At 58.5% G+C, this 12837-nt stretch carries 13 protein-coding genes and 2 pseudogenes; 3 read left to right on the forward strand and 12 right to left on the reverse strand.

The features are described from left to right. Nucleotides 1-218: 218 nt before the first annotated feature. The 9 genes and pseudogenes from SD626R_RS12410 to SD626R_RS17320 form a co-directional block, all read right to left on the reverse strand. On the reverse strand, nt 219-1334 hold the full coding sequence (locus SD626R_RS12410) for an FAD binding domain-containing protein (protein ID WP_092566690.1): 1116 nt from the start codon (nt 1332-1334) through the stop codon (nt 219-221). A gap of 247 nt (nt 1335-1581) precedes the next feature. Beyond that, a complete protein-coding gene (locus tag SD626R_RS12415; protein WP_092566661.1) occupies nt 1582-2160 on the reverse strand; it encodes a peptide-methionine (S)-S-oxide reductase MsrA in 579 nt (192 codons plus the stop codon). Nucleotides 2161-2343: 183 nt separating this feature from the next. Further along, nucleotides 2344-3240 (reverse strand): UV DNA damage repair endonuclease UvsE, encoded by an 897-nt coding sequence (uvsE, locus tag SD626R_RS12420; protein WP_092566662.1) that lies wholly within the window; start codon nt 3238-3240, stop codon nt 2344-2346. Nucleotides 3241-3332: 92 nt separating this feature from the next. Next, a complete protein-coding gene (locus SD626R_RS12425) occupies nt 3333-4085 on the reverse strand; it encodes an SDR family oxidoreductase (protein ID WP_092566663.1) in 753 nt (250 codons plus the stop codon). A gap of 143 nt (nt 4086-4228) precedes the next feature. Beyond that, nucleotides 4229-4324 (reverse strand): annotated as a pseudogene (locus SD626R_RS16510) (IS5/IS1182 family transposase); the annotation flags it as partial. Between the two features lie 349 nt (nt 4325-4673). Beyond that, the gene (locus SD626R_RS12430; protein ID WP_092566664.1) at nt 4674-6245 is read right to left on the reverse strand and encodes a methyl-accepting chemotaxis protein; all 1572 of its coding nucleotides are present in this window, start codon (nt 6243-6245) and stop codon (nt 4674-4676) included. Next, entirely contained in the window at nt 6242-7000 is a 759-nt protein-coding gene (locus SD626R_RS12435; protein ID WP_092566665.1) for a bacteriorhodopsin, read from the reverse strand. Before SD626R_RS12435 ends, SD626R_RS12430 begins: the two co-directional genes overlap by 4 nt. 342 nt (nt 7001-7342) lie before the next feature. Further along, nucleotides 7343-7800, reverse strand: a pseudogene (locus SD626R_RS12440) (IS6 family transposase); the annotation flags it as partial. Next, nucleotides 7799-8047, reverse strand: coding sequence for a hypothetical protein (locus SD626R_RS17320; protein WP_241996637.1), 249 nt, complete (start codon nt 8045-8047; stop codon nt 7799-7801). The pseudogene SD626R_RS12440 and the gene SD626R_RS17320, both read right to left, overlap by 2 nt. Nucleotides 8048-8407: 360 nt before the next feature. Between SD626R_RS17320 and SD626R_RS12450 the strand changes: the two genes are divergently transcribed. Further along, on the forward strand, nt 8408-8728 hold the full coding sequence (locus tag SD626R_RS12450; RefSeq protein WP_092566666.1) for a hypothetical protein: 321 nt from the start codon (nt 8408-8410) through the stop codon (nt 8726-8728). A gap of 35 nt (nt 8729-8763) precedes the next feature. Here the strand turns inward: SD626R_RS12450 and SD626R_RS12455 are convergent, their stop codons facing one another. The 3 genes from SD626R_RS12455 to SD626R_RS12465 all read right to left on the reverse strand — a co-directional run bounded on the left by SD626R_RS12455 (nt 8764) and on the right by SD626R_RS12465 (nt 11746). Continuing rightward, nucleotides 8764-9165: a DUF4864 domain-containing protein gene (locus SD626R_RS12455; RefSeq protein WP_092566667.1), complete on the reverse strand. Its 402-nt coding sequence runs from the start codon at nt 9163-9165 to the stop codon at nt 8764-8766. 623 nt (nt 9166-9788) lie between these two features. Next, on the reverse strand, nt 9789-10112 hold the full coding sequence (locus SD626R_RS12460) for a hypothetical protein (RefSeq protein WP_092566668.1): 324 nt from the start codon (nt 10110-10112) through the stop codon (nt 9789-9791). 749 nt (nt 10113-10861) lie between these two features. After that, a complete protein-coding gene (locus SD626R_RS12465) occupies nt 10862-11746 on the reverse strand; it encodes an NAD(P)H-binding protein (protein WP_092566691.1) in 885 nt (294 codons plus the stop codon). 441 nt (nt 11747-12187) lie between these two features. Between SD626R_RS12465 and SD626R_RS16900 the strand changes: the two genes are divergently transcribed. Together SD626R_RS16900 and SD626R_RS17325 are read left to right on the forward strand one after the other, a co-directional pair. Next, a complete protein-coding gene (locus tag SD626R_RS16900; protein ID WP_158298336.1) occupies nt 12188-12325 on the forward strand; it encodes a hypothetical protein in 138 nt (45 codons plus the stop codon). A 148-nt stretch (nt 12326-12473) separates the two neighbouring features. Next, on the forward strand, nt 12474-12770 hold the full coding sequence (locus tag SD626R_RS17325) for a PUA domain-containing protein (RefSeq protein WP_394324702.1): 297 nt from the start codon (nt 12474-12476) through the stop codon (nt 12768-12770). The last annotated feature ends 67 nt before the right edge of the window (nt 12771-12837 follow it).

Genomic DNA, 12837 nt, shown 5'->3' on the forward strand with positions numbered 1-12837 from the left:
AGGTGATTGTCATTACTATTTGATCTATCCTCGGCAGGTCACCAGCCACGAGTAGAAGGAACAACGATATCGCGAGATATAGACACGCGGTCGCCCATCGGATGATGGGGCTCTCTAGCATTCGAATGCAATTCACGATAGGGATTTGCTATGTTCTCCATGTTGATGATTTTGATCCAATCGAATATCTCTCTGGGGGGTGACTACTCTGGGTCCAATCAGTTCAAATTCAACCGAACGTCACCCATTTGTTTCCCGCGATCAACCAGTGTCGTCCCGTACTCAGTGCGTGTTTGATCCCATGCAGTGAGCGCTTCGTTGACCGATTCGTGACTCACAATAGCGTCGGCAAGCGCGGTCGCATCGCCGGCCGCCTTTGAAGTTCCGGCTGCTGTATGCGGACGAGCAACGAACGCACCGTCACCGAGTAGACACACTCGATCTGTGACCATCGACGGGACCGTCAGGTCGTAGATTGCCTGTACAAACAGATCCGACGTCTCACCGACGAGCGTTTCGAACACGGGCGGGAGGGTCGCTGCGCGCTCGCGCTGTCGGTGATGGATCGGCTCGCGTAACCGACCCGGGGAGACGGAGAACGTTCGTTCGGTCTCGCTCGAATCCGTGAATATCGCACCTCGGTCCCGCCCGTCGAGCGTGTCGTACCACACCCAGTTGAGCCGACGCGAGCCCGATTCAGTCTCCCCGTCAGGGCCTGGAATGAAGTACGCGAGAATGAGCTGATCGGCCCCTTGGTAGAAGGTGAACGTTCCGTCGAACGCCTCGACACACGTAGCTGGGAGGGCGGCTTCGTCGACGACGCCACGCCACGCGACGTAGGATGCGAACTCGGGTTCCACGTTGGGATGTAGTTGCGCGCGCGTCGTGGACTGACCACCCTCGGCGGCGACGACTACGTCCGCCGTTCGTTCTGTCCCGTCGTCGATCGTGACCGTGGCCGTCTCGGGCGTTACCTCCGTGACTTCTGTCCCAGTTCGGTACTGCTCGTCAGGGAAGGCATCACGGAGTTGCCGGTAGAGTGCGTCCCACGACGTGAACACCATCGTCTCGGACACGGCACGTTCGACCCCACCACTCTCCGTGAGAAACCGCCGCTCGTGTGACCGGGTTGTGATGTCTCCCGGGTCAACGATATCGTGGTTGCTGAGAAACTGCCGGATGTTCTGTTGGGCGACAATCCCGCCGCCACGACTTTTGAGCGCCCCTGCAGACCGCTCGTAGATCGTCGGCTGATGACCTGACCGCTCAAGCGCGATACCGGTAAAGAGTCCCCCCATCGATCCGCCGGAAATGAGCACATCGAGACCGCGCATGGACTGACGTGGCTGGTCGTTGGACACACCAGTCCGTTGCTGCGTTACAGGTGAAAGCCTACGGATCCATCAACGCTGTATGGCTTCTCACAGCGGTCGCTGCTTCACTCCGGAGACTGGGTACCAACAGGGCAAGCGTGCCTCGATCAAGTAGCGCCCTTGTAGCCGATACCGCCGGAAGCCCCGCGTTCTCTACTTGACTGGCCTCTGTCGACAGCACTGTCCGTTGTCACCAAACTAGTGGTATCTATACAGTCCCGCGATCGGCCGTCGGGAGCTCCTCGTCAATACCAACATCATGTCCGGCGGCGTACCCGTTCAGCTTGGCAGCGACCGGTGATTCCCGTAACTCGTCGTCGCTGTATCCTGCTGCCTCAAACGCGTCCATGAGCGAGGAGACAGATCGGAGCTTATACTTCTGATGGTAGTCCTCAGCGGGGTAGAAGCGCGAGAGTTGTTCAATACGTGTGCCGATCCCATCGGCAGTAAGCCCGCGCGTAGCAAGAAACTCATCGAGGACCGCTCGTTGGTTTTCGGTTCCAGCAAACACGATGTCCTGATACTGTGTTTTTCTGCTTTGGTGCTGGGGGTTGTGCGAGTTGAACACCCCATTCAGGAGCTCTCGATACGACACCGTGTCTGGATCAAATTCGACTTGGACCACCTCCGTGTGGTCGCCTAACGAATGATACGTTGGGTCCAGTTTTGTCCCGCCGGCGTAACCGACTCGGGTGCGAATGACGCCGTCTACTGCACCGAACTGGGCATCAGGCCCCCAGAAACATCCGATCCCGAATGTTGCCGTGGTAGTCTCCGCGCTATCCATTGTACGTCGATCGTTATGCTTACACTCTGGGACAATCACAATAATAGTGTCAAATATGGTAGTTCAATATACGGTATTTTGAAATACCCGAATCTGAGATACCTTCTATTGCCGACCGAACTCGACGCACCCAACGACGTGTACCGCCTCGACGTCGCGACCGATCCGTACCAGCCAGACTGATTAAGCGTCGTCGCGGAGTCGCAATACGGCCCGCTCCTTGCCGTCGGCTTCGATCATGACGTCGGCGTTCGCCGCCAACCACGCCGGCAGATCCGCGACGAACTCGGCGTGCGCTTGCGGACGAGCGGTCGGACCGCGCAGGCGCGCTGGCTCGGAGTAGTGCGTCATCGGCCGGACATCCCCCCACGTCTCCGCCGCGAGTTCAAACGCCTCTCGGTACGTGTAGCCGCGGTCGGCAAACGAGTGGTGGTGGTAGTCGAACACCACCGGTACGCCCGTCGGATCGCTGACCAGTTCCACAAGCTCTGGAACACTCCACAGGCTTCCCTTGTCATCATTCTCGACGGTCAACCGCTCCCGTGCGGCGTCCGACAGGCTATCGACAAACGCGCGGAAGCGCTCGGCGGTTGCCTCAATGTCGCCGTACGTCGCGCCGATGTGAACCGTGATGCCGTAGTACGGCGTGACCGGGAGCCCCAGCAGGTTGAACCAGTCGGCGTGGTACTCCAGGGCCGCCCGAGCGCGGTCGCGGGTATCTGGGGAGTCACTCGCTGGCTTACACCAGTAGTCGGGGTGGAACGTGAATCGCATGCCGGCCTCCTTGATGAGGTCCCCGCAGCGACGCGCGAGGCGGCGAACCTCCTCGTACTCAGGTAGTTCGGAGAGCTCGAACTGCGAGTTCCACGGGATCAGTGATGACGTACAGCGGTAGGCCCGAATGTCGTGCTCGTGATTCCACGCGAGCAGCTCGTACAAGTCGCTGAGGTTCTGCTGCGCGAGCGTCGAGACGTACGAGAGACCGCGTTCTTCGAACGTCTGTCTCTGCATCCCGCGCGTACATCGAACCGGGGGATCGCGGTCGCGAAGCGTCCGGTTCAGTCCTGGATACCCGATCATTACGTCGCCTTGCGCCCGCGGCCGTTTATACTCGTTCGACGCACCGACAGCACGCCAGAACGTAAACCACGCTGCAGGCCCAATGGTCGCGGTTAGAATCGTTCGAAGATGTCGCGGCGGTTCACGTCAAGTTCCGTCACGGCTACCGGGGCCTCTTGCTCGGTCGCGTACGCAATTGCGTCGGCGACATCGGTTGGATCCAACGTCGTTGACGCGTCGAGCGCACTGTTGTTCGTTTGATCGCGGAACTCGGAGCCGAACTCCGTCCGGACACCCGACGGGTTAACTAACGTGACAGCGACGCCGTCCGGTCCGACGCGCCCGGACACACTAAGCGCGAACCCGCGCAGCCACCACTTCGAGGCGGCATACACCGGTGTTGACGTGCTCGGATGCTTGCCCTTGTAGCTCCCGACGTACACAAGTGCGCCGTCGCTCTCGCGCAGCGCCGGCAGCACCGCTCGCGTCGTGTAGTATGCCCCGTGGATGTTCGTGGCCGTCACGCGTTCGAACTGGTCAACGGACAAGTCGGGAAGTGGGACATCGCGCGCTTCTCCGATTCCGGCGTTTACCACGGCGGTATCAAGATGACCGAACCGGTCGACAGCTGCTTCAACCAGCGCGTCGACGGCCGTACGATCTGTCACGTCGGTGGGAACGGTGAGCGCGTCAACGCCGGCTCGTTCGCACTGATCTTTGACCGTTTCTAGCGGCGCGTCACGCCGCGCCGCGAGCACGACATCGGTGCCGTCGGCGGCGAGCCGCCGAGCGGTCGCGGCACCAATCCCCGAGCTCGCTCCCGTGATGAGCGCGACGCGGTCGTCTACGGGACCAGAAGTGTCCATGATCGGGGGTTAGACGAGCGTCAGTAATCAGCCACTCGTTGTTGAGGTGTTCTTCACCCGGGGTGAACTGCCTCGGGGCTTGACTCCGAGGCACTCTGGTTTGAACTCTGTGGCTCTGGTGAATCGCCAGAAGGCGTTTGATTTCACTGTTTCACGGCTCGTTTGATGTTGTAGACCGCACATATCAAAACGATCTCACGAAATTCGCGGTACCACGCTCGGGCACGTACCGCGTGGGTCGTGGTCAATGCGTCTTGAGACCGCAGGGCCGCTCTCGGCCTGACATCCTGTGGGCGGATTCCCGTGTCTTCAGGCGCGGGAGGAGGTCAAGAATTAAACGGGCTCCCGAGAAAGAAATCGGACTCATCGTTGCGAACCTGAAACTCCCACCGTTCGGGATTCCCCCGCATTCACGCGGAGGAGGATTTCAATGGTGTCGGGGTTGTCGCACTCTACGAGGATTGGGTACCGCTCGCCATTACGATCGGGTATGTTGTCTCCAACACAGGGTTTTCGTGCCCTTCGAGTGGTTCACGGTCTACAATCACCCAGCAGCGATGGCTAACCCAGTCGTATGGGCTGGGTGTCTTAGCCGTTCCGGACGGACTCAGATCCTCCGTCACCTGCCAGCTGTGCAACCGATTGAGTCGCCGAAGTGTGCTTTGCCGTGTCACCGTCGCTAATTAGCTGTTGGGTCGCTGCCGCGATAGCATCGACTTGCTCGGTCTGTGACCGCGTTGCGAGAGCCATTTCGTCGATACCGTCCGCCATCGCTTCTAATTCCCCGACCAGATCATTGATCGAACTAGCAATCTGTTCTGCTGTCTCGGCCTGAGTATCAGTCGTGTCGGACACCTCTTCGAAGTTGTGGCTGGTCTCTTGAACTGCCGAAACAATCTCATCGAGGTCCGACCCGGTTTGCTCTACAGCAGCGATTCCGGTATCGACTCTTGACATTGCTGTCCGCAGCCCCTCGGCTGCGTCGACGGTCTCTGTTTGAACCTCGTCAACTAACGATTCAATCTCATCCACACTTTCCTTTGACTCGACAGCTAGCGACTTGACTTCGTCAGCAACGACGGCGAAACCATCGCCACTCGTTCCACCACCGTCGGCTCTGGCAGCTTCGATACTTGCGTTCAGTGCAAGGATTCTGGTTTGCTCTGCAATATCGTCGATTAGATCGGTCACGTCAGCAACCTGCTTAACACCTTCCTCAACGCGGTCCATCTTCGAGGAAGCGTCCGCCACTGCGCTTTCAATTGCCTCCATCGCTTCGAGTGCTTCCGAGGACGACTCCCGACCACGTTTGGCCCGCTCTTCGGCTGATTCACTCGCGCGCGTGACTTCTGTCGTCGTTGATGCGACTTCCTCAACAGTGGCACTGAGTTCTCCAACCTCTCTTGACGTCCGCTCCATGGCCGACTGCTGCTCAGTGACAATCTTGTTCAAACTTGCCGCCTGATCCGCGATATCCTGGGTGGATTCTGAGAGTTCGCAGATTGGCGCTTCAACGTCGGTTTCAACTTCACTCATCAGTTGCCGCTGCTCTCGTCGTGCGGTCTCTAGTTCGCCGATCATCTCGTTGAACGCCGTCGCGATCTCAGCCATCGCGTCGCTCCGGCCAGGTGGATCGTATCGCTGATCGAGGTCACCGTCTGCGGCTGCACCCATCACCTGACTGAACTTCATCGCTTCTGACTGAAGGTGTTCGTTAAATTCCGTCGCATCCTGTTTCGTCGACTCGACTTCAGCCTTCGCCCGTTCAACCTCGGATAGTTGCGTCTGGATGTCGGTCCGCATCTCGTCGATTGCGTCGTACAGCTCCCCAATTTCGTCGGTACGGTCGGTCTCTAAGCTGACATCGAACTCCCCGTCACCGATTCGCTCAGCTCGATTACTGAGTTTATTGAGGGCTGTTGCGACGTTCCCACCCAACACAGCGCCAATGACACCAAGATTGACGATGAAGACAATCGCCAACGCAACAATAACTCCAATTGCTCGGTTCATCACCAAATCAGGTGGAGCAGCGAGGAGATACAGCGTGAATCCAAGCATGAATACGAGTGTTGTGACTAGTGCGAACCCGACAACCACCCCTACTTGTGCGCTGTAACTCTGTCTGAACCGTGCTATAGAACCGTATTCGGTACTCATTCTTGTACCCCCGCTTGTGACCCCGCGTGGTCGGTCATCTGTTCCGTATTCTTCAGATCGGTTCCTTCAGTACCAGATCCGGGTATCTGATCAAACACAACCGAGTTGCTGTACACGATACTGATGAAGGCACCAACGAGAAGTAGTTCTACGTACATGATTGTCACCCAATCGGTGAACACTGTTGTCAGTCCGAGTGTGCTGGGGTGAACGACGACTGTCGCGACCTGACCGAACCACCCGAGTAGCATGATATGCTTGAGCTTGTTGAGTACGGTCAGTCGACGCTCTGACTGCTTTTTTGCCGTCGCTACCACCGGCCCGTACAGAATGTACCCCCCGGCAACCAGCAGCAACGGACTAATGAGTACGACGTGCTGCGGGACAAACGCCGTTTTCCATGCTAGGAATGTCATCCACAACTGGCCCGCTATCGTTACAAACAGCGCTAATGAAAGCTGCCGCTTGGCGCCTGAGATAGCCGAAACAACGTAGACAATCCCCGCCCACATGAGAGTGTACCCAATAAACCGTGAGAGTTCCATCAACAACAGCGGGAGTCCGGTCTGTTCGAAGAAGAACTGAATCGTTGTCATGCCGACGTATGCGAGAAACATCCCTGCCGCAGAGAGCGTCGTTGCCGTACCGTACCGACGGACAGCCTTATCGAGCTGACGCTCCGCTCGGAACGACAAAACGGTCAGCACCGCTAGTATACACATTGCGATCGCCGAAAAGTATACTAGCTGGACCATTAGTTTTGCCCGATATTATAGGCCAAGTCGCCCATGAAGTTTGAGTCTGAGTTGTTTTCAATCGCGTTAATCCGTGGTAATCTACTATTTTGACCCATTTTATGACGTTTGCAATAATTCGGATATTATCGGTATACTTGATACTCTTGGCTCAGTTATCGAGTTTGATATATATACTACCGTTCTGACTACCAACCTATTATAACCAATCTTAGGGACTTTCTAGATCTGAACAGGTGAATCACTACTAACGGGTTTGTCTGAACACGGTGTCTCAGCTCACTCGATTGAAGATAGTCTCAACACACACGAAATGAGACACCGTGCTGTTACCCGTAGTGTTCAGATAAGCTGATTCCATGCGAAAGCGAATGGTCTGAGCCACTCGTCAGCAGTTTCTGCTTTGGCGTTGCTAAAACAGTTTGAGAAACTGGTAGTTCTGCGTTTATCTCACGAAAGACACGTTCGACGCTGTTCCGATTTCCATGTCGTTCGTACCTGAAGTCGAGGTCATATCTGCGACAGGCTCGCTGAAGTGAAGCTGATCCATCTACGAGGACTGTTGCGTCATCTATGTCGTGTTTGCCACGGAGATCAGCGAAAAACCGATCTGCGACAGCGTTATTCGTCGCTGGCTCAAACTGTGTATGGAGCAGATCGTTCGTTTCCGGATCGACAGCAGCGTACAGCCAATATTGTTCATCGTCAAGCCGAGTCACAGTCTCATCAACCGCAACGTGATTCGCCCTCCGACCGGGTTCCGGCTGTAGATCGGCTTTGTGAACCCAGTTGTGAACGCTACATGTTCGCCCGATTGACTTCGAGATCATCGAATGCGTCTTTGAGTTGGTCGAACGGCGGGCTAACCTCGACGAGTTCGTCGTCGGCCTCATCCAACAGCGTCATCACGTCGGAATCCTCGTTGAGCGTCTCGCCCTCATCGGGCTCGTAGTGCTCGTGAACCTCTTCACGACCGAGAATCTGCGCACGGCGCTCTGCCTCGGCTTTCTTTTCTGTGGTCGCCGTTTCGAGCCGCGCGACGCCCAATCATGAGATCTCCACGCCGTCCCCAGCGAGTCCGCGCTCCATCAGCTGCTAATCCGGAGTGGCGTAGGTCCATCCGGAGCCGACCTCCTCCGCGGTGCGGGCGAGCTAAGGTCGTATTCATAATTCCAATCCGCCTTTGTCTCCCAGTTCGAAACGACCACCCCGCCGCTGACGTTCGGCACCCAGGACGCGAACTCGGTGTTCATAGTAGCTCCCCGTTTGTATCGAATTAATCGAGGTCACTACGGCGAGCGCTGTCAGAGTTCCGCAAAAGCGGCTAACGTTGTGTCTGGACCCGGTTGCCAGCAGGAGTTGCGGGGGACTCAGTTTTATGACTGGAACTCGTATCGTTGATATCAAATGGGGCAACAAACGCTCGGCGGCGACGACCTCACGCCCTTGCGTGAGACATATCTCCACCGGGTCACCGAAGCACTCCCGAAACAGGCAGCAGAAGCCGGCGACTGGCCGATCCAGCGGGACCATTGTTTTGCCCGTGTCGTGTTAGACGTTCTGTTTGGAGGGGCTTGGTACGACCACGTTGACGGGACTCCCGCGTACGAGCAGTTATCGACCGATGAATTACGGGAGGCAATCGCAATCGCTGACCACATGCTCGAAGAAGGTAAACCCGCCGTGGAAGCGCTAAATCGGCAGTCGCTCAAGTGGCGGGACAACTGACCCGGCCACGAGCGACGATCGATCAATTACTTTCGCTACTCATGAATGACGCTATCGGTCAACCAGTGTTCGTCGAGTTCACCACGTCGGCGTTGGGACAATTCGAAGACATATGTGACTGTACGGCCGTCGGGGCCGGTCAGCGTGACACGCTGTGTCGCGTCGTCGCCGTCGTGCTCAATCGGTCCCGTCGTCGCCTCAACGTGGTCGATCATCGGAGCGTACCGCGGATTGTGTACCATCCGCCGGAACCGGTCGAACGGGCCCGTCGCCCGTCTGTTCGCCGGCGATGCGAAGTTGTATGCGACGGCAATGCCGGCGTCCTCAAAGGGATCGTCGTTGGTCGCTAATGCCTCAAGCTGAATCGAGACCACGCGCTCGGGATCGTACGTCGGGTCTGGCATTGGAAGCTCCGCTATCGGGTACTGTTCAGCCATTAGATAATATACGTAAGGCAGCGAGCAATATTAAGGGTCCGCTGAGACGGACTTTGCGCCAGGTGTTGTTCTCGATACGAAGGCCGATTGGTCGCGGTCGTGACCTACCTCGTCTCGGTCCCACCGCCCGTCCGAGCCGGTGGGTCAAAACCACTGTTTCGGTTCAGGAACAATGTCCATAGTGATCCCGACGGGCAGTGCGAAGTACCCAGCGAGACCCCCGAGTGTCGCCGCATGGGGTGCGCCGCTGCGACGGTCAGCCGACAGGGTTGCGGCGAGAAGTGCGACAGGCGAGCCAAAGCGAATCACTGGACGCCGCCAGAAGCGAGCCATGCGTTCCGGCCACCGTGCGAACGCGGCCTCGACGAGCACCGCGATGACCGCACCACCGAGAAACGGGACCGGGCGAAGCATTAATCGTGGAGATAACCCGTCTCGCTACCCGATGAGCAAGACGACAAGTCCGACGAACATGGCCGAAGCGGCATCGCTGCGTCTTGTTGACACAGTCTGCAATCTATCGCCCGGCTGAAACCGATGTCGGTCGCGATGGACCTGATCGGCGCCGCACACGGTAACCGCTGGTCCAGATGTCAAAAGCTACAGCGAGTCCGCAGCCGTGGCTACCGCAGATCGTCTCCGTCGACAGCTTTGAGGACGTGACCGAGTTCTCGACTGACTGCGTCTACGGCGGCATCGAGTGAATCGAATGTGTCGCTTCCAGCATTACTACAGCCGCGCTTACGGACGAGTCGGACGGCTGCGTCGCTCAGGATATCGGGACGAACTGCGATCTTCGCCGCAGTACAGGGACTTTCCTCGTCTGGAAGTCGGTACTCGACGATCCCGCCGGGCTCTTCGTTTCGTCTCCAGTTGCCCGGCGCTGCTGGAAGCCTGTCGATCAATACCTTTGGATTCGTCGCTGTTGTGACGCTAATGGTCGACATACAACCTGTTAGGTCGTCACGCACAAACCGGTGTCGGCGTCGCTCAGCCGGGGATCCGATTTACCGGCAAGGCGTCACAGCCGGCTCACGGAATTCGCACACGCTAGCTTGAGGTTACCGACGAAGCCGTCGCTAATGGGTATCGAGTCGAGGGCTTGACGGCGAGATCAGGTCGGCTGCTTTTCTGGCGGCACCGTTGAAAAACGACGAGGACGGACGTGACGACGCGTGCTATCGACGAGCCACCGAGATGCTCGTTATTCAAAATCGACAAATCTCGTCTGTCCGGTAGTCTGCACGTTTTTGCCCTCGTCACACTCATCATCTTCTTTGCTATCTCGCCGTTGACCCGACACCGCTACCCGGTCGTCCGGCGACGCGGTGACTGACGATGCGCTTCCAGACCACCTCTCGTCGGAATTCATCGCCGAAATCTCGCGGCACGACGCTAACAAGGTTTATTACGTGGCTATGCGCGGACCTCCGGTGGTCGGGAGGGTCGTCCGAGAAAAGACGTCGGGTCGGTCGAGCGTGGTCATCCAGTCGAACAGACAGACTGGGAGCGGCCCCGCCTGCAGGGTGTATCGGCACGACGAGGTCACTGGCCAGTATCAAAAAGTCTCAGAGATCAATAGTCGCCCGGACCAGTAAGTCGTTCAGCCGCACGTAGCCGCGTTACGAGTGGGTTTCAACGACGATTCATGATACATATGCAGTCGATGATCGTCGCCAGCAACGAAGGGTCTCGGTCAGCCGTTCGCGAACGCTTGTTGAACCGCCGTTTCAACAGACGTTTGCTCGATAGGAACAATCGACTGGAGGTTCCGCTCGGAGTCGACAGTGACGGGGTTACGCATGCTCTCGACCAAAGGCCGAGCGCTGGCGTACTGGACGTCTGTCGTCAGTCGGAGCCAGTGTGAGGATAGCGCCGGCGACATCACCAGCACCGGCACAATCTGTACTCGTTTGCCCTTCTGTTCCGCGGTCAGTTTCAGTAGGCTCTCGCAAGACCAGACGTTCGGCGCGCCGATATCGTAGATCCCCCCTCGGGTCTCCTTGGCATCGAGCAGCTCGACGAGATACGCGACCGCGTCCGAGATGCTGATTGGCTGGCACGGGGTCCGAACCCACTGTGGGACTGTCATCACGGGCAACCGGTCGGTGAGGTCATCGACGATACGGAAGCTTGCGCTGTCGGCGCCGATGATAATCGCCGCTCGGAGAACGGTTAAATCGAAGCTCTCCCCTTCGAGAACGGACTCGGCTTCCCGGCGCGAAGCGAGGTGTGGAGACAGGTTGCGTTCGTCGCCGCTGATACCACTTAGATAGATCACCCTGTCAACGCCGGCGGCCGACGCCAGCTTTCGGAACCGACGGGCGTATGTCCGGTCCAGTTCGGCGAAGTTCTCGGCCGTCAGCGAGTGGATCTGGTAGTACGCGACGTCGATGTCTTCGCAGAGCCCCTCGACCGACATCGGGTCTTCGAGGTCGCCCTCGAACATCTCGACGCCGTCCGGGAACCCCGCTCGGCTCGCGCTCCTGGAGAACGCGACCACGTCGTGGCCGGCCGAGTGTAGCGCCTCGGTGAGGCGACTACCGACGAAACCGGTCGCGCCAACGATGAGAACACGCATTACCGTGGCTACGGGTCCTAAGAGCAAGGGTACTGGGCCGGTGGACGAGTCGGGGACCTCCGACGACACCGGATATCTGAGAGCGTAGGACACGCACCGCGGGTCGTCGCTACCGGTAACGTCCTTCGCAGTGGCGGTCGCCACGACCGCGTCTCCGGTCGCGACGGTCGGCGCGCCCGGACTAACGCTCGCCAGTGCGGCGTGCGTCACCGGGAGCGCCGCGCTTGAGGCCACCTCGCCGACGAGTTCGGGGGGTTCGCCGGGCCCGTGGAGACGCCGCAGAGGATCCGACGCCGCCAAAGTCACGCGCACCGCGGCACCTGGCTGAACGCGGGCCGGATCTCGGCCCTGAGCAGCGGGCGGTAGACGCGGTGGTGAGCGCCTGAGACACACCTTCGGCCGATCATTTATTGCTCCGCAGCTGCTATGGCATATCGTACCATGTGTCACGGTCACACCCCCGCTGAGTGGTCCACGGAAGACGAAGAGGAGACTGGAGACGTTAGCGAGCACCCGTCGCTCTCTGAGACGGAACCGGCCGAAGACGTGGAGATACTCACCGACGGCGGAGACGAGTAGCCGGCCCGGTGAGCGGCGAGGCGCAGGCGAGACCCTGTTTCCATCCGGCGAGCCAGTCACGATCTGACGCTCCAACCCCGGGCGACCAGATCAGGTCATTGTTGGTGATACCGACGACACATCGGGGAGCGCTGAGGGAGACCGGCTGGTGACTTACCGCACCGACGATCGGTTACCTTCTCGGAGTCGCAGGCGCCCGAAGGATTCAGGCAGCGTTTCCCGATTTGACCCATCGGTCGTCGTCAGCTCGGAGAGTGAACCGTACGTGCGTAACGGTCGCAACGCGTTCGCCAAGTTCGTGACCACGGTCGATGCCAGACTCCGCCTCGGTGACCAAACACTCGTCGTTGACGGGGACAAAACGCTGTTTGCGGTGGGCACGCCGAGCGTTCCGGCGAAGAGCCGCTGGCGTCGCGGTGAAGATTCGATAGGGAGCGAGTCGTGACGACGCCGTAGGGGCACATCCTGTCGACCGGTGACCACCCAACACCGACTCACTACAGCGGAGTGCG

The organism is Halorubrum sp. SD626R, from assembly GCF_001261915.1.
In the GTDB taxonomy this organism is placed as follows: domain Archaea; phylum Halobacteriota; class Halobacteria; order Halobacteriales; family Haloferacaceae; genus Halorubrum.

What these genes read in the sequence shown, in the direction of transcription:
- SD626R_RS12430 (WP_092566664.1), bottom strand. Translation starts at nt 6,245, where the DNA reads ATGAGTACCGAATACGGTTCTATAGCACGGTTCAGACAGAGTTACAGC.
- SD626R_RS12425 (WP_092566663.1), bottom strand. Translation starts at nt 4,085, where the DNA reads ATGGACACTTCTGGTCCCGTAGACGACCGCGTCGCGCTCATCACGGGA.
- SD626R_RS12435 (WP_092566665.1), bottom strand. Translation starts at nt 7,000, where the DNA reads ATGGTCCAGCTAGTATACTTTTCGGCGATCGCAATGTGTATACTAGCG.
- uvsE (WP_092566662.1), bottom strand. Translation starts at nt 3,240, where the DNA reads ATGATCGGGTATCCAGGACTGAACCGGACGCTTCGCGACCGCGATCCC.
- SD626R_RS12465 (WP_092566691.1), bottom strand. Translation starts at nt 11,746, where the DNA reads ATGCGTGTTCTCATCGTTGGCGCGACCGGTTTCGTCGGTAGTCGCCTC.
- SD626R_RS12415 (WP_092566661.1), bottom strand. Translation starts at nt 2,160, where the DNA reads ATGGATAGCGCGGAGACTACCACGGCAACATTCGGGATCGGATGTTTC.
- SD626R_RS12460 (WP_092566668.1), bottom strand. Translation starts at nt 10,112, where the DNA reads ATGTCGACCATTAGCGTCACAACAGCGACGAATCCAAAGGTATTGATC.
- SD626R_RS12450 (WP_092566666.1), top strand. Translation starts at nt 8,408, where the DNA reads ATGGGGCAACAAACGCTCGGCGGCGACGACCTCACGCCCTTGCGTGAG.
- SD626R_RS12455 (WP_092566667.1), bottom strand. Translation starts at nt 9,165, where the DNA reads ATGGCTGAACAGTACCCGATAGCGGAGCTTCCAATGCCAGACCCGACG.
- SD626R_RS12410 (WP_092566690.1), bottom strand. Translation starts at nt 1,334, where the DNA reads ATGCGCGGTCTCGATGTGCTCATTTCCGGCGGATCGATGGGGGGACTC.
- SD626R_RS16900 (WP_158298336.1), top strand. Translation starts at nt 12,188, where the DNA reads ATGTGTCACGGTCACACCCCCGCTGAGTGGTCCACGGAAGACGAAGAG.